This window comes from Actinomyces bowdenii, assembly GCF_017592395.1.
In the GTDB taxonomy this organism is placed as follows: Bacteria; Actinomycetota; Actinomycetes; order Actinomycetales; family Actinomycetaceae; genus Actinomyces; species Actinomyces bowdenii.
Window position 1 is genome coordinate 1 of sequence record NZ_JAGFOU010000013.1, and the last position, 17,621, is coordinate 17,621.

The 17,621-nt window shown below is 72.0% G+C and carries 16 protein-coding genes; 5 read left to right on the top strand and 11 right to left on the bottom strand.

Annotated elements, in window-relative coordinates; genetic code table 11:
* Positions 1 to 111: 111 nt before the first annotated feature.
* From J5X07_RS06995 to J5X07_RS07045, 11 genes are all read right to left on the bottom strand, one after another.
* Positions 112 to 426, bottom strand: coding sequence for a hypothetical protein (locus tag J5X07_RS06995; protein WP_208479140.1), 315 nt, complete (start codon positions 424 to 426; stop codon positions 112 to 114).
* A gap of 63 nt (positions 427 to 489) precedes the next feature.
* A complete protein-coding gene (locus J5X07_RS07000; protein WP_208479142.1) occupies positions 490 to 1,839 on the bottom strand; it encodes a thymidine phosphorylase in 1,350 nt (449 codons plus the stop codon).
* The gene (locus tag J5X07_RS07005; protein ID WP_280527784.1) at positions 1,836 to 2,291 is read right to left on the bottom strand and encodes a cytidine deaminase; all 456 of its coding nucleotides are present in this window, start codon (positions 2,289 to 2,291) and stop codon (positions 1,836 to 1,838) included. The genes J5X07_RS07000 and J5X07_RS07005 overlap by 4 nt, the downstream gene beginning before the upstream one ends.
* Positions 2,288 to 3,598 (bottom strand): ABC transporter permease, encoded by a 1,311-nt coding sequence (locus J5X07_RS07010; RefSeq protein WP_424924099.1) that lies wholly within the window; start codon positions 3,596 to 3,598, stop codon positions 2,288 to 2,290. The genes J5X07_RS07005 and J5X07_RS07010 overlap by 4 nt, the downstream gene beginning before the upstream one ends.
* 3 nt (positions 3,599 to 3,601) lie before the next feature.
* The gene (locus J5X07_RS07015) at positions 3,602 to 4,885 is read right to left on the bottom strand and encodes an ABC transporter permease (RefSeq protein ID WP_124932528.1); all 1,284 of its coding nucleotides are present in this window, start codon (positions 4,883 to 4,885) and stop codon (positions 3,602 to 3,604) included.
* Complete coding sequence (locus tag J5X07_RS07020) at positions 4,885 to 6,459, bottom strand: ABC transporter ATP-binding protein (RefSeq protein WP_124932529.1); 1,575 nt, start codon at positions 6,457 to 6,459, stop codon at positions 4,885 to 4,887. The genes J5X07_RS07015 and J5X07_RS07020 overlap by 1 nt, the downstream gene beginning before the upstream one ends.
* An 87-nt stretch (positions 6,460 to 6,546) precedes the next feature.
* Entirely contained in the window at positions 6,547 to 7,638 is a 1,092-nt protein-coding gene (locus tag J5X07_RS07025; RefSeq protein WP_208479145.1) for a BMP family lipoprotein, read from the bottom strand.
* A 235-nt stretch (positions 7,639 to 7,873) separates the two neighbouring features.
* On the bottom strand, positions 7,874 to 8,134 hold the full coding sequence (locus J5X07_RS07030) for a hypothetical protein (RefSeq protein ID WP_208479147.1): 261 nt from the start codon (positions 8,132 to 8,134) through the stop codon (positions 7,874 to 7,876).
* Positions 8,135 to 8,468: 334 nt separating this feature from the next.
* On the bottom strand, positions 8,469 to 9,725 hold the full coding sequence (locus J5X07_RS07035) for a mannose-1-phosphate guanylyltransferase (protein WP_208479149.1): 1,257 nt from the start codon (positions 9,723 to 9,725) through the stop codon (positions 8,469 to 8,471).
* Positions 9,726 to 9,862: 137 nt separating this feature from the next.
* A complete protein-coding gene (locus J5X07_RS07040) occupies positions 9,863 to 11,011 on the bottom strand; it encodes a YihY/virulence factor BrkB family protein (RefSeq protein WP_424924100.1) in 1,149 nt (382 codons plus the stop codon).
* On the bottom strand, positions 11,012 to 11,584 hold the full coding sequence (locus J5X07_RS07045; protein ID WP_124932532.1) for a 2'-5' RNA ligase family protein: 573 nt from the start codon (positions 11,582 to 11,584) through the stop codon (positions 11,012 to 11,014).
* A 361-nt stretch (positions 11,585 to 11,945) separates the two neighbouring features.
* Between J5X07_RS07045 and J5X07_RS07050 the strand changes: the two genes are divergently transcribed.
* The 5 genes from J5X07_RS07050 (at position 11,946) to J5X07_RS07070 (ending at position 17,620) form a co-directional block, all read left to right on the top strand.
* The gene (locus J5X07_RS07050) at positions 11,946 to 12,743 is read left to right on the top strand and encodes a DeoR/GlpR family DNA-binding transcription regulator (protein WP_208479222.1); all 798 of its coding nucleotides are present in this window, start codon (positions 11,946 to 11,948) and stop codon (positions 12,741 to 12,743) included.
* Positions 12,744 to 12,833: 90 nt separating this feature from the next.
* Positions 12,834 to 14,147: a galactokinase gene (gene galK, locus J5X07_RS07055; RefSeq protein ID WP_208479150.1), complete on the top strand. Its 1,314-nt coding sequence runs from the start codon at positions 12,834 to 12,836 to the stop codon at positions 14,145 to 14,147.
* Between the two features lie 295 nt (positions 14,148 to 14,442).
* The gene (locus J5X07_RS07060; RefSeq protein WP_341769428.1) at positions 14,443 to 15,507 is read left to right on the top strand and encodes an efflux RND transporter periplasmic adaptor subunit; all 1,065 of its coding nucleotides are present in this window, start codon (positions 14,443 to 14,445) and stop codon (positions 15,505 to 15,507) included.
* Entirely contained in the window at positions 15,504 to 16,280 is a 777-nt protein-coding gene (locus J5X07_RS07065; RefSeq protein WP_124932535.1) for an ABC transporter ATP-binding protein, read from the top strand. Before J5X07_RS07060 ends, J5X07_RS07065 begins: the two co-directional genes overlap by 4 nt.
* On the top strand, positions 16,277 to 17,620 hold the full coding sequence (locus J5X07_RS07070; RefSeq protein WP_208479152.1) for an ABC transporter permease: 1,344 nt from the start codon (positions 16,277 to 16,279) through the stop codon (positions 17,618 to 17,620). The genes J5X07_RS07065 and J5X07_RS07070 overlap by 4 nt, the downstream gene beginning before the upstream one ends.
* The last annotated feature ends 1 nt before the right edge of the window (position 17,621 follow it).

Here is a 17,621-nt window from a genome sequence, read left to right on the forward strand (position 1 = left end):
GGATTCCGCAACCTCACCAACTACACCACCCGCAGCCTCATCCACGCCGGACGACTCAAGGACCACCTCGCAACCACCTAAAAGCGCCGATAAGCCCCACCTACCACACCCTCAAACACGAAGAGCCACTATACCCTGCTTATCCTCGATAAGCGAATCGACCGTCTCATCCGTGAACGTGGAAACAACAAATCCGGTTCCGGCGCCTACAACAAATCCAGCCACAGTTCCCACACCCGGGCAAACAGCTGTACCAATCGCTGCGCCCGCTACTGAACCCGCCGCAGTGCCAGCAACAGTCCCGGCTACGGTTGCAGCGATATTGGAGACAGTGGCCTGCCACCCATCCTCTCCGTTCATCATATCGACACCGATACCGATACCGGTTCCTGCAACTGTAAGCGCAGAACCGGCAACTCTTAACATCTTAGAACTATTAGCGACGCGGAGAGCATCGTCACGGGACTGATCTGCCCGGTTCGAACCGGCTCAGGCCGGCTCGTCGGTGATGCGCTCGATGATGACGCCCCGGCCCCGGAGCGCCTGGGCCGCCTCGGCCTCCTGGGAGAGCGCCGGGGAGACGACGACCCCCTCCCGCAGGCCCTGGAGGGCCCGCTCGAAGCGCTCGGGGGTGTCGGTGTGGAGGGTGGCCAGGGGCGCGCCGGCCCGCACCGCCTCCCCCGGCTTGGCGTGCAGCTCGATGCCGGCCCCGGCCTGCACGGCGTCCTCCTTGCGGGCACGGCCGGCGCCCAGGCGCCAGGCGGCCACGCCCACGGCCAGGGCGTCGAGCCCGGTGAGCACGCCATCGCTGGGGGCGGTGAGCACCTCGGTGTGGGCGGCGCGCGGCAGAGCGGCGTCGGGGTCCCCGCCCTGGCGGGAGACCATGGCCCGCCACACGTCCATGGCGCGCCCATCGCCCAGGGCTGCGCGCAGCTCATCGCGGCCGGTGGGCCGCCCGGCGGCGGCGAGCATCTCCTGGCCCAGGGCCACGGTCAGCTCCACGACGTCATCCGGCCCGCCACCGGCCAGGACCTCCAGGGACTCGCGCACCTCCAGGGCATTGCCCACGGTCAGGCCCAGGGGGACGGACATGTCGGTCAGCAGCGCCCGGGTGACCACGCCCGCCTGCACGCCCAGGCCCACCATGGTGCGGGCCAGCTCCCTGGCCTGGTCCAGCTCCTTCATGAAGGCGCCGCTGCCGACCTTGACATCCAGGACCAGGGCCCCGGTGCCCTCGGCGATCTTCTTGGACATGATGGAGGAGGCGATGAGCGGGATGCAGGAGACGGTGGCGGTGGTGTCCCGCAGGGCGTAGAGCCTCCTATCGGCCGGGGCCAGGCCGGCCCCGGCGGCGCAGATGACGGCGCCGGGGCCCCGCTCGCCCAGCATCTCCATGATCTGGTCGTTGCTCAGCTCGGCCCTCCAGCCGGGGATGGACTCCAGCTTGTCCAGGGTTCCCCCCGTGTGGCCGAGTCCCCGCCCGGAGAGCTGGGGCACGCTGACGCCGAAGACGGCCACCAGTGGCGCCAGGGGGAGGGTGATCTTGTCCCCCACTCCCCCGGTGGAGTGCTTGTCGGCGGTGGGGCGGTCCAGGGCGGAGAAGTCCATGCGCTCACCGGAGTCGATCATGGCCCGGGTCCAGTCGGCGATCTCCTGGGGCTCCATGCCGCGCAGGTAGATGGCCATGGCCAGGGCGCTCATCTGCTCCTCGGCCACCACCCCACGGGTGTAGGCGTCCACCACCCAGTCGATCCGGTCCCGGCTGAGCCTCCCGCCGTCGCGCTTGCAGGCGATGACGTCGACGGCGTCGAAGGGCTCCACGGCGGGTGCGCTGGTCATGTGCGGGCCTCCTGGTGGGCGGGAGTGGGTGCGGGCCGCTGAGCGGCGGAGAGGCTGTCACGGGTGAAGCGCTCGGGCAGCACCTCGTCAATGGTCATGATGCCCCCGGGCATGGCCAACTCCATGCCGGGGGCGGCATGCTCGCTGAGGAGCTGGCGGCAGCGCCCGCAGGGGGCGCAGGGCTCGCCGCGGGCGTCCACGCAGGCGAAGGCGGTCAGGCGCCCTCCCCCGGTGCGCACCAGCTCGGAGACCAGCCCGCACTCGGCGCACAGGGTCACCCCGTAGCCGGCGTTCTCCACATTGCAGCCCGAGACCAGGCGCCCGTCGTCGACCAGGGCAGCGGCGCCGACCTTGAAGCGGGAGTAGGGGGCGTAGGCCCGCTCCATGGCCTCGATGGCCAGGAGCCTGAGCCGCTCCCAGTCCGGGGCGGCGGCCCGCTGCGCGGCGCTCACGGGTAGGGCACCCCCTCGGCAGCGGGTGCGCGCACCTTGCCCACGAATCCGGCCACCGCGAAGATGGTGACCACGTAGGGGAACATGAGGATGATGTTGGCGGGGATGGGGCTGCCGATGACCGAGAGGGTCTGCCCCACCGAGGTGGCGAAGCCGAAGAGCAGGGAGGCGCCCAGGGCCCCCAGGGGGTGCCAGCCTCCCAGGATCATGGCCGCCAGGGCGATGTAGCCGTTGCCCGCGGCCATGTCCTTGGTGAAGGACAGCCCGGACCCCAGGGTGAAGAAGGCCCCGCCCAGGCCGGCCAGGGCCCCGCCCAGGACCAGGTTCGCCACGCGGGTGCGCATGACATTGATGCCCACGGTGTCGGCCGCCCTGGGGTGCTCCCCGCAGGCGCGCATGCGCAGGCCCCAGCGGGAGCGGAAGAGCATGACGGACAGGATCGCCACGGCGGCGTACATGAGGTAGACCAGGATCGTCTGGCGGAAGAGCACCGGCCCGATGACCGGGATCGCGGAGAGCCCCGGGATGGCCAGGGTGGGCAGGCGCATGGCGGCGTTGAGGCCCGAGGGGTCCTCGGACAGGACGGTGGAGAACAGGAACCCGGTCAGTCCCAGGACCAGGACGTTGAGCACCACGCCGACCACGATCTGGTTGACCCGGTACTTCAGCCCGAACAGTGCCAGGAGCAGGGCCACGAGCATGCCGGCGAAGGGGGCTGCCACCAGGCCCGCCCAGGGGTTGGAGGCCAGGGAGGCCACGACGGCGCCCAGGAAGGCCCCGCCCAGCAGCTGGCCCTCGATGGCGATGTTGATGGTTCCCGAGCGCTCGCCGATGAGCCCGGCCAGGGAGCCGAAGACCAGGGGCACGCTCAGGGCCAGGGTGGAGGACAGGATGGTCACCAGGGGGATGACGGATTCGCGTCCTGCGCCCACCCAGGTCAGGAAGGACAGGACGAAGGCCAGGGCCATGACGGCCTTGATGACCGCGGTGATGCGGCCGCGCGCCTTGGCCAGCTGGAGGGCCCGGGCGGTGGCGGCGGCATTGAGAGCCGCCATGACGATGATGACCGCCTTGGCGGGCAGGCTCAGGGAGGGCAGCTGGAGGAAGTCGCTGCCCGTGGCCAGCTGGAAGGTGGTGTGCCCGTGGGACTTGAGCATCATGAGCGCCTGGAGGGCAAGGACGATGATGCCGGTGACGGGGATCTTCAGGGCCATGGGCTCGCGCACGGCCAGCTCGGCCGGCGCATCGGGGGCGGCCGCGGCGGGATGGCCCGGGGCGCCGTGCGTGGTGCGGGTGGTGGTGCTCATGGCTCAGGCCTCCTGGGCGGCGGTCGCCGGGATGCGGTTCTCGTGCTGGCGCCTCCAGGAGCCCTGGGCGGGCAGCCGGTAGATGGCGCGCACCAGTGGCGGGGCTGCGATGAACAGCACGATGGTGGACTGCAGGACCAGCACGATATCCACGGGCGTCCCGGTGGCGGCCTGCATGAGGGTGCCCCCGGCCCTCAGGGCGCCGAAGAGGAGGCCGGCCAGGACGGTGCCCAGCGGCGTGGAGCGTCCCAGCAGGGCCACGGTGATGGCGTCGAAGCCGATGGTCCCGGCCACGGACAGGCTCAGGTGCTGCTCGGTCCCCAGGACGGGGGCGGTGGCCGCCAGCCCGCACAGGGCGCCTGAGACCATCATCACCAGGACGGTGACCAGGGGCACGTTCATGCCCGCGGTGCGCGCGGCGTTGGCGTTGAGGCCGGTGGCCCGGAACTGGAAGCCCAGGGAGGAGCGCTCCATCATCCACCACACGGCCGCGGCGGCCAGCAGGGCGACGACGAAGCCCGCGTGCAGGCGGAAGGACTCGCCCAGCAGTCGGGGGTAGTGGGCGGTGCCCTGCATGTAGATCGACTTGGGATTGGAGTTGCCCTCCCCGATGAAGGCGTCCAGGGTCAGGACCTGGGCCAGGAGGTAGCCGGCCACCGAGTTGAGCATGATGGTGACGATGACCTCGCTGGCCCCGGTCCTGGCGCGCAGCACTCCGGCCAGGCCGCCCCACAGCAGCCCGCCCAGCGCGGCGAGGGCCATGGCCACCAGGAGGTGGAGGATGGGGGGCAGTCCCCAGGCGATCCCCACATAACCGCCCAGGATGGCGCCCAGGATGAGCTGGCCCTGCCCGCCGATGTTGAACAGGCCCGCCCGGAAGGACACCGCCATGCCCAGGCCCGCCAGGATGAGGGGGGTGGCGATGGTCAGGGTCTCGGTCAGCGGCCGGATGGCGCGGTGGAGCGTGGCTGCGCGCCAGTCCAGGAGGGAACCGCGCAGCAGGGCGGCGTAGGCCTCGCTCAGGGAGGTGCCGGCCGCCGAGAGGAAGTCGCTGGGGCGGGCGAAGAAGTAGCCCGCGGTGGTGCGCACCTGGGGGTCGGCGATGAGGATGAGCAGGCTGCCCACGATGAGGGCGCTGAGCACGGCCAGGATGCCCATGAGGGCGGTAGACTCGGTGACCTGGCGCAGCAGCGGGGGCCGCTCGGCCGCGGCCGGCGGCCGGTCCTTGTCAGCGGCGCCCGGGGTCTCCTGGGCGCCGGGGGCTGGGGAGGCTGTCTCCTGGCTCATCACTTCTCCTCTGGGCCCGCATCCGGGCGGGTGTCAGGGCCGGCGCCGTCGGTGGATCCCGCCTGGGCCTGGGCCTGGTCGGCGCTGGCCCCGGCCATCATGAGGCCCAGGACGTCGCGCGGGGTGTCGGGCGGGACGATGCCGACGATCCGCCCGCGGTACATGACGGCGATCCTGTCGGACAGGGCGTAGATCTCATCGAGCTCGGAGGAGATGATGAGGACGGCGGTGCCGGTGTCGCGCTCGGCGACGATGCGCTTGTGCACGAACTCGATGGAGCCCACGTCCAGTCCGCGGGTGGGCTGGCAGGCCACGAGGGCCTTGAGGGGGCGGGAGAGCTCGCGGGCCAGGATGGCCTTCTGCTGGTTGCCGCCCGACAGGGTGGAGATGGGGTCGCCCACGTCGGTGACGCGCACGTCGAACTCCTCGCGCAGGGTCTCGGCGTTGAGGCGCACCTTGGTCGGGGACAGGCTGGGCCCGGCCCCGAAGGCGGGGTCGTCGTAGCGGTCCAGGATCATGTTCTGGGCCACGGAGAACTCCGCGACCATGCCGTCGTCGGCCCGGTCCTCGGGGACGAAGCCCAGGCCTGAGCGCAGGCGCTGGTGGACGCCGTGGCCGGTGACCTGCGTGCCGCCGAAGGCGATGGTGCCGGTGGTGGGCCGGCGCAGCCCCAGGATGGTCTCGCTCAGCTCGGTCTGGCCGTTGCCCTGGACGCCCGCGATGCCCAGGATCTCGCCGTTGCGGACGTGGAGGTCGACGTCGTCGAGCAGCATGGTGCCGTTCTCGACCAGGGTGACCCCGGCCAGGGTCAGTCCCTCGGGGCCCGGGGCGGCGGGCTCCTTGTCGACGGTCAGGGAGACGTCGTGGCCCACCATGAGCCCGGCCAGGTGGCTGGCCGGGGCCGTGGGCTCGGCCGTGCCCACGACGCGGCCGCGGCGGATGACGGTGATGGTGTCGGCGACCGCGCGGACCTCGCGGAGCTTGTGGGTGATGAAGACGATGGAGGTTCCCGAGGCCTTGAGCTCGCGCATGATGGCGATGAGCTCGTCGGTCTCCTGGGGGGTGAGCACGGCGGTGGGCTCATCGAGGATGAGGATCCGGGCCTGGCGCGAGAGCGCCTTGATGATCTCCACGCGCTGCTGGACGCCCACGGGCAGGTCCTCGATGCGCGCCTCGGGGTCGACGTCGAAGCCGAAGCGCCGGGAGATCTCCAGCACCCTGTCCCGGGCGGCCCGGGCATCGATGATCCCGCTGCGCCCGGCGGGCTCGTAGCCCAGGGCCACCGACTCGGCCACGGTGAAGACGGGCACGAGCATGAAGTGCTGGTGGACCATGCCGATGCCCGCGGCCACGGCGTCCCCCGGGCCGGAGAAGGACACCGGGGCGCCGTCGATGAGGATCTGGCCCGCATCGGGCTGGTAGAGCCCGTAGAGCACGTTCATGAGCGTGGACTTGCCCGCGCCGTTCTCCCCCAGCAGGGCGTGGATCTGTCCGGGCTCGACGGTGAGGTCGATGTGGTCATTGGCCACGAGCGGTCCGAAGGCCTTCGTGATCCCGCGCAGCTCGAGCTTCACGCTGTGCTCGCCTCCCAGGTAGTGGTGTCGGTCAGTGCATCGGGCCGCGCCCGGCCCGGGGTGCTGGGCCGGGCGCGGCCCATCCGCTCAGGAGGGGTCGTAGGGGGTGCTCACGTCGATGGTGCCGTCGACGATCTGCTTGCGCAGCTCCTCGATCTTGGCCTTGACATCGGCGGGGACCTTGGAGTCCTGATCGTGGAAGGGGGCCAGGGCCACTCCGCTGTTGTCCAGGGTGCCGATGTAGGGCTTGGCGCTGTAGGAGCCGCCGGAGGCCTCCTTGACGGTGTCGTAGACCGACTGGCCGATCTCCTTGACCACGGAGGTCAGGATGATCTCACCGCCGTCGGTGGACTCGAAGCCATCGGAGTCCACCCAGACCACGAGCTCCTCACCGGAGCTCTCCTTGACGGTGGACAGGGTGCCCAGGCCCACCGGCCCGGCCACGGGCATGATGACGTCGGCGCCCTGGGAGATGAACTGGTTGGTCAGGGCCTGGCCCTTGGCGGTGTCGGAGAAGTTGCCGACGAAGGAGCCGCCCTCGGGGTTGGAGGGGTCCCAGCCCAGGACCTTGACGGACTTGCCGGTGTCCTCGTTGTACTTGGCCACGCCCTTGGCGAAGCCCTCCATGAAGATCTGGACGGTGGGGATGGCCATGCCGCCGTAGGTGGCCACGGTGCCGGACTTGGACATCGCGGCGGCCGCGTATCCGGCCAGGTAGGCGGACTCGGCGGTGTTGAACAGCAGCGGCTTGCCGTTGGCGACCTCGACGGTGCTCCCGGAGGTGTCGGCGAAGCTGGCGTCGATGAGGGCGAACTCGACATCGGGGTTGGCCTGGGCGGCGGTGGTCAGGTCCGCGGCGAGGTTGAAGCCGACGCCGAAGATGATGTCGCAGTCCTGCTGGATGAGGCTGTCGATGTTGGTGGAGTAGTCGGCGGCGCTCTCGGACTCCAGGGTCTTGATGGACACGCCCAGGTCGGCCTCGGCCTTCTCCAGGCCCTCGCGGCCGGACTGGTTGAAGGACTGGTCGTCGAAGCCGCCCTCGTCCGAGACCATGCAGGCCAGGAAGTCGCCCCCCGCGCCATTGCCCGAGCTCGCGCCCTGCTCGGGGGCGGCGCCGCAGGCGCTCAGGGCCAGGGCGGCGGCGCAGCCGAGCGCCATCGCAGAGTGAGCCTTCTTCATGGGTACCTCCGTGACAGGATATGGGGCACAGATCGGTGCGCCTGTGCACATGGTCTAGAATACGCGGTCCCCCGGGCTCCTTGCTCCACGCCCTGGGCGAGGCCCTGCCCGGGCCGCTGAAGCCCCGAGGCCGCCGTCGGTCACCTCCAGCAGCATGCTGCTCCATACCTGGTCAGGTGGGAGCAGATGCGCGCACTACTGCCGGCCGGCAGTTATCTTCGTCACTTTTGATGAGTCATGAGTGACTGATGGGCGGTGCCTGTGTGGTGGGGGCGGCGGTGCTCCAGGGCCAGGAGCCGTCGGTGAGCTCCTCGCCGGTGGGCTCCAGGACGTCCAGAACGATGGCCAGGGCGCGCCCGCCCGCGAGCTTGGCGCGCAGGTCCGCCCTGGATGAGAAGGTGAACAGGAGCCGCTGGAGATGACAGAAGGACAACGGTAGGTCCTCCACATTGCAGCGCGCCGTGGACCCCTTGGCCGACTCGATGACCGCCTCCATCGCAGCACCTCACCCCCTCGTCCGACCCTTCAATATAATGCACACCACGAAAAGCACCGCGACATAGGCGGCCCGAAAGAGTTAGCGAAGCCTCCTCCGATGAAAGCAAGTGCTGAGAAAAGGAGGCAGCACATCACTGAGAAGACGCACATCACGATCACCAGCGGACGATCCCGGTCCATCCTCTCAACCGGCAGCATTTTCGAGAGCGCCTGAACCAGATCACCCGAGAACACTCTTCCAGGTCGACGCGGGCCAGTCAGGAGCAGCGTCCCACGCATCAGCCAGGCCCTGGTCAATGGGCAGCCCGGGAACCGGCCCCGACCGCATGGGATCAGAGCAGATCACCGCGGCCGGCCTCCTTGAGCCGATCGACCACCGCCTTGACCTCCTGGGCGCGGTCGGGGGTGGTCACCAGCAGGGCATCGGGGGTGTCGACGACGACCAGCCCCGGCACCCCCAGGAGGGTGATCCGCCGCCCCGTGGCAGTGGCCACCAGCGCGCCCTGGGAGTCGATGGCCTCCACCCGCTCGCGCCCGCCCGCCCCCTCGTGCCGCTCCTCCCACAGCTCCAGGACCGAGGCGCCCGCGGCGGAGCCCTCGGTGCGCGGGGCCACCAGTTGGGTCAGGGCCTCGAAACCGCCGACGTCGTCCCAGCCCATGGAGGCCGGCACCGTGGCCACAGCGCCCACGGCGGCGGCGGGCTCGGCGATGGCGTGGTCGATGGCCACCGCCTCCAGGCCCGGCCACACCCGGGCCAGAGCCTCCTCCCGCCCGGGGGTGTCCCAGGCAGCGGCGATGGCGCGCAGGCCCTGGGCCAGAGCGGGCCGGTAGCGGGCCAGGTGGTCCAGGAGGACCCCGGCGCGGGCCACGAACATGCCCGCATTCCAGCGGTAGTCGCCGCTGGCCAGGTAGCCGGCCGCAGTGGCGGCGTCGGGCTTCTCGGTGAAGCCCAGGACCCGGCGCCCCTCGGGCGCCCCGATCACGCCCAGCGGCTCGCCGGCGTGGATGTAGCCGAAGGCGGTGGAGGGGCCGGTGGCCTCGATGCCGATGGTGACCACCCAGTCCTGACGGGCCAGGGCGCAGGCCTGGCGCACCGCGTTGCGGAAGGCCCGCTCATCGGCGATGGTGTGGTCGGCGGCGAAGGAGCCGACCACGGCCCGCTCTCCGTGGCGCCGGGCGATGATCGCCGCAGCCAGGCCGATGGCCGCCATGGAGTCGCGGGGGGCGGGCTCGGCCAGCAGGTTCTCACGCGGCACCTGCCCCAGCTGCTCGGCGACGGCGGAGAGGTGGGCCTGCCCGGTGACGATCGTGGTGCTGGCCGCCAGGGGCGCCAGGCGCTCCACCGTGGCCTGGATGAGGGTGCGCCCCGCCCCGGTGAGGTCCAGGAGGAACTTGGGCCGCTCCCGGCGGCTCAGGGGCCACAGCCGCGTGCCCGCGCCGCCGGCGGGGATGATGACGTGCACCGGGCGCTCCGGCTCACCGCCGTCCCGGGCGGGGCCGGCCGCATCGGTCCGGACGGCGGGGCCGGCCTGGCCGGTCGGTGACGGGTCGTGGTCGCGCGGTGCAGCGCCGCGAGGGTCATCGCTCATCGCGCCAGGGTAGCCGCCTTCGCGGCACGGCCCTCTGCACCGCCCCCTGAGTCCCGGGCCACAGCTCCGGAGCGCCCATGCCGAGCCCGGCCGGCTGCTGCCCGGCCGAGCACTGGCGTCACCGGATGATCACCGCCTCAGCGGTCGTCCGCCACGCCGTCGAGGGCCTCCCGCCCCCTCTTGGCAGCGCCCCGCACGGGCTCGGCGTCCGGCGCAGGCGTGGCCGCCCGGGCCGCGCCCTCCTCCACGGGCACCGGCGCGACGTAGTCGGGATGCTCAGTGGGGTCGGCATCCAGGTTCCCGGTTATGGCCTGGCGCGGCCAGGCCAGCGTGGCGGGCACGCTCAGGGTCACGTAGTTGGGGCGCTCATGGGCATGGACCTCATCGGGGTGGTCCACCGCCTGGGGCCGGGGCGGGTTGGCCATCCACGCCGCCACCAGGAGCAGCACGCGGCTGGCCAGGTGCATCCACACGATGAGCACGATGATGGCGGCGAAGGAGGCCAGCAGCGGGTTGTCGGCCGCCGAGCCCACCCCGCTGCTGCCGGCCTGGCGCAGCACCCCGAAGGCCAGTGCGCCCAGGGCGCAGCCCTGCACCAGGTCCCGGCGGGGAGGGCGGATGCCGCACACGGTGATGACCAGGGCCAGCACGGCGGCGTCGATGAGGAAGGACAGCCCCAGGCCGGCGACCCGCGCTCCGGGGCCGGTCAGGGCGGCGGGCACGTCCAGGTCCTGGTTGAGGCTGCCGGCCAGCAGGGAGGTGGCCACGGAGGAGACCGCCGTGACCAGGACAGCAGTCATGACCACGACGAAGCACAGCAGATTGGCGGCCTGGATGGTCACGAAGCCCCTGGTCTGGTGCACCATGCCGAACATGGCACGCAGGGCGATCCTGATCGTGCCCATGAGGCTCACCGCGGAGTAGAGCAGGACGAGGCCCGCCACGATGGAGCCCGCGTTGAGCGCGGAGTCGAGGGTGAGCTGCTCGATGGTGACCAGCCCGCCATCGCCGGTGTCCACCACGCCGGGCAGGGTGGAGTCGATGGAGGAGATGACCGCATCGCGCAGGGCCGGTCTGCCCCCGATGGCGGCCATGAGCACCGTCACGCCGATGGCCAGGGTCGAGAAGACGGAGAAGAGCCCGGTGTAGGCGATCCCACCGGCCATGAGGCCCCCGCGCGCCATGGAGTAGCGCGCCAGCGCGCGCCCAAGGCGCGAGCGCTGGTAGAGGTCCATGAGACGGGCGGCCCAGGCCTTGACATGCTCCATGCGGTTCACTCGATTCACTCAGTGCGCCAGGCTCAGCGCCTGTGCCGCGGCGGCGAAGGCGGGGGCCGCGACGATCCGCCAGCCCCCCTGGCCGGTGAAGCGGTAGAGGTGGAGGCGGGAGGCGGTGAAGCGGATGTCCAGGTCCGCCGCAGCGCCAGCGGCGCTGTCCAGGGCCGCGTCGTCGATCTCGTGGGCCAGGGTGACATGGGGGTGGAAGGGGAAGCTCAGGGGAAGCCCCAGAGGGCCGTCCTGGTCCCGCACGGCGCCCTGGAGGTCGTGGCACTGCTGCGCCCCGCGGCTGAGCTCGAGGAAGACCACCGGGCTGACCGGGCGGAAGGTGCCCACCCCCTGGAGGCGGAGGGGGAAGGGCGCCGTGCGGGCGGCCACCCGCTCCAGGTGGGCGGTGATGGCCCCCATGCTCGCGATCTCGACGGCGGTGGGCGGCAGGAGGGTGATATGCGGGGGCACCACCAGGGCCTGGGGGTCGCCGGCGGCCTCGCGCACGGCGCGGACCCTGGCGGCCTCCGGCTCGGGCAGGGCGATGGCCACGCCGATCACGCACTGGCCCGCATCGGGTGCGGGAACATTCATCCCCAGCCTCCTTACCTCTGTCCGTCCAGGAGCGCCGCATGGCGCCCCCGGGAAGCCCTCAACAGCCCCGAGGCCCCGCCGGCGGCGCCGGCCAGGCCATCAGCGGCTCCCCGCGGTGAGCGCAGGCGCGATCGCTGCGATAGGGCCCCCAACACCCTACCGTGCAAAGGCACCAAGGTCCTACCCGGCGGCGATCACGCCCGAGGGCCGCCGATCACACACGGGGACGGGGCCCGCGCCGGATCGCGAGGAGGCGCACCGAGGTGTTCGACTCTGTGCGCACTCGTGCGGGCCTGGGGCATCTGGCAGGATGGTCTCCGTGCGCAGCACCTCCACCACCGCAGACCCCCGGCCCTCGCCCATGCTCGCCCGCCAGCGCCAGGAGCACATCCTGGAGCGCGTGGCGGCCACCGGCGGCGTGCGCGTGGCCGACGTCGTCGAGGAGCTGGGGATCTCGGAGATGACCGTGCGCCGCGACATCACCGAGCTGGTCTCCCAGGGCAGGGTCGAGCGGGTCCACGGCGGTGCCGTGGCCGCCGGCGCCACCTCCCTGGAGCCCCGCTTCCAGGCCAAGTCCACCCTCCACCCCGAGGCCAAGCGCCGCATCGGCGCGGAGGCCGCACGGCTGGTGCGCCCCGGGGACTCCCTGGCCCTCTCCGGGGGGACGACGACCCTGGCCCTGGCCCAGGCCCTCACCGAGCTCGACCACTTCCCCACCCTGACCGTCATCACCAACTCCCTGCCCGCCGCGCAGCTGCTCTTCGACGCCGCCGACGCCTCCCGCGCCCAGGGCCACGGGCCCCCCTCGATCATCCTCACCGGAGGTGAGCGCACCCCCTCCAATGCCCTGGTGGGGCCGGTGGCGGTCGACTCCCTGCGCACCCTGCGCGTGGAGTGGGTCTTCCTGGGCGCTCACGGCTTCACCCCCGAGGCCGGGCTCATGACCCCCAACCTCATGGAGGCCTCCACCAACCAGACCCTGGTCGCCACCGGGCGCACCGTGGTGGCCGCCATCGACGCCTCCAAATGGGGGGTGCTGGGCCTGCGCTCCTTCTGCCCCACCCGGGACATCGGCGTCCTGGTCACCGATGCCGAGCCCGACGCCGGGACCACCACCGCCCTGGACGAGTCGGGGGCCGCCCTGCGGATCGCCCCCTGACCCCTCCAGCCCGCCCTGTCCGCCCACCAGCAACCGCTCACGCAACCACCAGCAGAACCACCCACGCTCCGCACCACCTCAGGAGAGCCCATGAGCGCACCGTCGCCCTCGCCCGCACAGCCCGCCTTCTCCCCCGCCCTGGAGCCCCAGGAGGGGGCCGGGGCGGCCACCGACCTGTTCCGCCGGGCCTTCGGCGTCGAGCCCGACGGCGTGTGGTACGCCCCGGGCCGGGTCAACATCATCGGCGAGCACACCGACTACAACGGGGGCCTGGCCCTGCCCATCGCCCTGCCCCACCGCGCCTACCTGGCCCTGCGCCGCCGCCAGGACCGGACCATCCGCCTGGTCTCCTCCCGGGACGCCCAGGCGATCGAGGTCCTCGACCTCGACGCGATCGGCCCCAAGGGCACCCCCGGGGAGGTCACCCAGTGGGCCTCCTACATCGCGGGGGTGGCCTGGTCCCTGGAGCGCGAGGGCTTCACCGGCCTGCCGGGCTTCGACGCCGCCCTGGTCTCCTGCGTACCCCTGGGCGGGGGCCTGTCCTCCTCCGCGGCCCTGGAGTGCTCGGCCGCGGTCGCCATCGACGAGGCGGCCGGCCTGGGGCTGGCCGGGCCCGTCCAGCAGCCCGACGACGCCGGGCGTGCCCGGCTGGTCGGGGTGTGCGTGCGCACCGAGAACGAGATGGCCGGCGCCCCCACCGGGGGCATGGACCAGTCCGCCTCCCTGCGCTGCCGCGAGGGCCACGCCCTGGAGCTCGACTGCCGTGACGGCTCGGTGGAGCATGTGCCCTTCGACCTGGCCTCCCAGGGGCTGGCCCTGCTGGTCATCGACACCAGGGCCGAGCACTCCCTGACCGACGGCCAGTACGGGGCGCGGCGCGAGGCCTGCGAGGAGGCGGCCCGGATCCTGGGCGTCGACCTGCTCGCCGACCTCGACCCCCAGGACCTCGACGAGGCCCTGGAGCGCCTGCGGCGCAGCGCCGGGCAGGACGGCGGCCCGGATCCCGAGCGCGCGGAGGTCCTGGTGCGCCGGGTGCGCCACGTCGTCACCGAGATCGCCCGCACCAGGGAGCTGGTGGCCCTCCTCCAGGAGGCCGATGCCCTCAGCGGGGAGTCGCTGGCCGCCGTCGGCGCCCTCATGGACGCCTCGCACGAGTCCCTGCGCGTGGACTACGAGTGCACCGGCCCCGAGCTGGACACCGCCGTGGAGGCGGCCCGGGCCGCGGGGGCCCACGGGGCCCGCATGACCGGTGGGGGCTTCGGCGGTTCGGCCATCGCCCTGGTGGACGCCGAGGCCGTCCCGGAGGTGGCCCGCGCCGTCGCCCGGGCCTACGCCACCGCCGGCTTCCGCCCCCCGGCCTTCCTCAACGCCGTCCCCAGCGCCCCCGCCGGGCGCCTGGCCTGAGGGCGGCGCGGCCCACGCCACGCGGGCGGCACCGGGCCCCGGTCACATCCTCATCACGATCGCGTGCGGGTGGCGGGAGCATCCCGCCACCCGCACGACTCCCCGGCATCTCCTCCCCCAGGAGGAGGCCGGGCCTCCTGGCGTCCCCCGGAAGGATGGCCGCGGGGGGCGGGGACGACCACTCGGAGGAGCCCCGTGTCCTGCTGCGGCAGGATCCGATGAGGCGGGCACCGCGCCTACGATGGGCCCACCCCTCCTGATACCCGATACCCGCCTCATCGAAAGAGGACGCGCCGTGAAACGCTATGTCATGCCCACGATCAAGGTGCTCATCGCCGTCGTCATCGCCGCGGCACTGACCAAGATCGCCTTCTTCCCCTCCAGCGGAGGCTCCGCATCGGAGGGCACCGACCCCAGTTTCACCACCGCGGCCCCGACGGTGACGGTGAGCACCGGTGACATCTCCAATGCTGTGAGCATCGACGGCCAGATCGTCGAGGACGCCCCCGTGGAGGCCAAGTCCACCCTGGCCGGCACCGTGGCGCGACTCATCTACGAGGACGGCGCCACCGTGGCCGCGGGCGAGCCGATCATGACCCTGAAGAAGGTCGAGGCCCAGGAGCCCGTGACCTCCACCGATGAGGAGGGCAACCCGCGCACCACTCAGTCCGAGCCCAAGACTACCTGGGTCGATGTCTACGCCCCCGCCTCGGGCACGGTGAAGTACAAGGTCATCCGGGACCAGGAGACCCCCGTGGGCACGGTGGTGGCCACGGTGGCGCCCGGCACCTACTCCGCCAAGGGCAGCCTCAAGGCCTCCCAGCAGTACCGCCTGACCAGCCCGCCCTCCGAGGCCAGCGTCTCGGTGGACTCCGGGCCCGCGCCCTTCTCCTGCACCGATCTCAAGGTGGGCACCAAGGAGTCCCCCACCACCGCAGGCGCCAACCCCGCGCCCGGGGATTCCGCCGCCACCCCCGCGGACGGCGACAAGGTCGAGGTGCGCTGCACCGTGCCGGCCGACCAGCAGGTCTTCCCCGGCCTGAAGGCCACCATCGACATCGACGCCGGCTCGGCCACCGGCGCCCTGCTGGTGCCGGTCTCGGCGATCGAGGGCAACTACTCCACCGGAAGCGTCTGGGTCCTGTCCGACCCGGCCGATCCGGCCTCGGCGGTCAAGACCGATGTCACCCTGGGCATCAACGACGGCACCCAGGTCCAGGTCACCGAGGGGCTGTCCGAGGGGGACACGATCCTGCAGTTCGTCCCCGGCAAGGACATCAAGCGCAAGGGCGAGCCCAACACCTGCGAGCCCGACGGCTCGATCTGCTACGACGAGAAGGGCGAGGAGATCACCTCATGACCGCCCTGGTGGACATCAGCGGCGTCACACGCACCTTCGAGATGCCCGACGGCGAGCCGCTGGAGATCCTCAAGGGCATCGACCTGCGGGTCGAGCCCGGCGACCACATCGCCATCGTGGGCCGCTCGGGCACCGGCAAGTCCACCCTGCTCAACATCCTGGGCCTGCTGGACAAGCCGACCTCCGGCCACTACCTGCTCAACGGGCAGGACACCACCCGCATGGGCGAGGGCCGCCGCGCCCGGGCGCGGGGCCAGGCCTTCGGCTTCGTCTTCCAGTCCTTCAACCTCATCCCCGGCCTGTCGACCACCGAGAACGTGGCCGCACCCCTGCTCTACGCCCACGGCACCGCCTTCTGGGGCCGCACCGCGCGCGCCGAGGAACTGCTGGGGGCCGTGGGCCTGGGCTCCAAGATCGGCGGGCGCATCGACCGGCTCTCCGGCGGCGAGCAGCAGCGCGTGGCCATCGCCCGGGCCCTGGCCCGCAGGCCCCGCATCATCCTGGCCGATGAGCCCACCGGCGCCCTGGACGTGGACACCGGCAACGCCGTCATGGGCCTGCTGGAGTCCCAGTGCGAGCAGACCGGGGCGGCGCTGATCATGATCACCCACGACCTGGCGGTCGCCGCCCGCGCCCGCACCCAGTACCGGCTCGACCACGGGGTCCTCACCCGTATCGAGGTCTCCTCCCACCGGGTCGGCTCCCTGGAGGAGTTCCAGGAGATCGTGCCCGGAGCGGCACCGGCCCCCGCACCCCTAGGAGGAGCGCTATGAGCGAGATCTTCGGTTCCCTGGTCGAGGCCTGGGGGCAGGTGAGGATCGGCAAGCTGCGGGTCCTGCTGTCCCTGGTCGGGGTCGCCGCCGCGGTGGCCTCCATGACCTTCGTCATCGCATTCGGGGAGGTCAGCGTCCAGGCCATCCAGGAGTACCTGGCGCGCTACTCCGGGCAGCCCGGGACGGTCAGCGTCACGGTCACGCCCACCAAGACCGATGAGGACACCGGCCAGGAGCCGGGCGCCGCGGCCCCGGCGCAGGCCGGGGGCCCCGCGGCGGGGCCGGGTCCCGAGGCGGGGACGGGCGCATCGGGCGGCGGTGACGCGGCAGCCGCGAACAGGCAGACCGCCAGGATCCTCACGGCCATGGACACCTTCGTCGAGCGCCACCAGGTCAGCCACTGGGCCACCACCTACCAGCTGCCCCTGCGCCTGGTCCTGCCCGATGGCCCCGCCAATGTCTCCACCACGGCGGTCAGCCAGGGCTACCAGCAGATCCACAGGGCCTACGCCGACCAGGGGCGCTGGCTGACCCAGGATGACGCCGACGACCTGTCCCCCTCCCTGGTGGTCTCCAGCAGCGTGCTGGAGCGCCTGGGCATCGAGGAGCTGACGGCCCCGGTGACCATCGAGGCCTACGCCCCCATGCGCGCCACCTTCACCATCGTCGGCGTGCTGCCCGCCGAGCCCCAGTACACCGATGAGACCGGCACTCCGGTCCCCGAGCCGCTGACGGCCTACGTGCTGAGCGACTCCCTGGAGCCGCTGCTGCCCAAGGACTTCACGCGCCCCTCCCCCACCCTGGAGCTGTGGGTCGGCAAGGACGGGGACAGCCAGATGCGCACTCTGGCGCGCGACGCCTTCAATGCGGAGTTCGGCACGGGCTCGGCTCAGATCCGCTCCAACCTTGACGGCTCGGGGGGCATCGACTCGGCCAGCGGCTTCACCCGGGTGGTGACCATCGCCGGGCTGTTCGTCATGATCCTGGGGGCCCTGAGCCTGGTGAACATCTCCCTGGTGACCGTGCGCCAGCGCATCAACGAGATCGGGGTGCGGCGCTCCTTCGGGGCCACGAGCCGGCGGATCTTCTTCTCCATCATGATGGAGTCGGTGGTGGCCACCGTCATCGCGGGCATCGTGGGCATCGCGATCGCCATCGTGGGGATGCGGGTGGTGCCCTTCTCCCCGATCCTGGGCATCGAGCCCCATGTGCGCCCGCCCTTCCCCATGAGCGCCGCGCTCATCGGGCTGCTGTCGGCCACGGCGGTCGGCGCGCTGGCGGGCCTCATCCCGGCGATCGTGGCGGTGCGCATCCGCCCCATCGACGCCATCCGGTACTGAG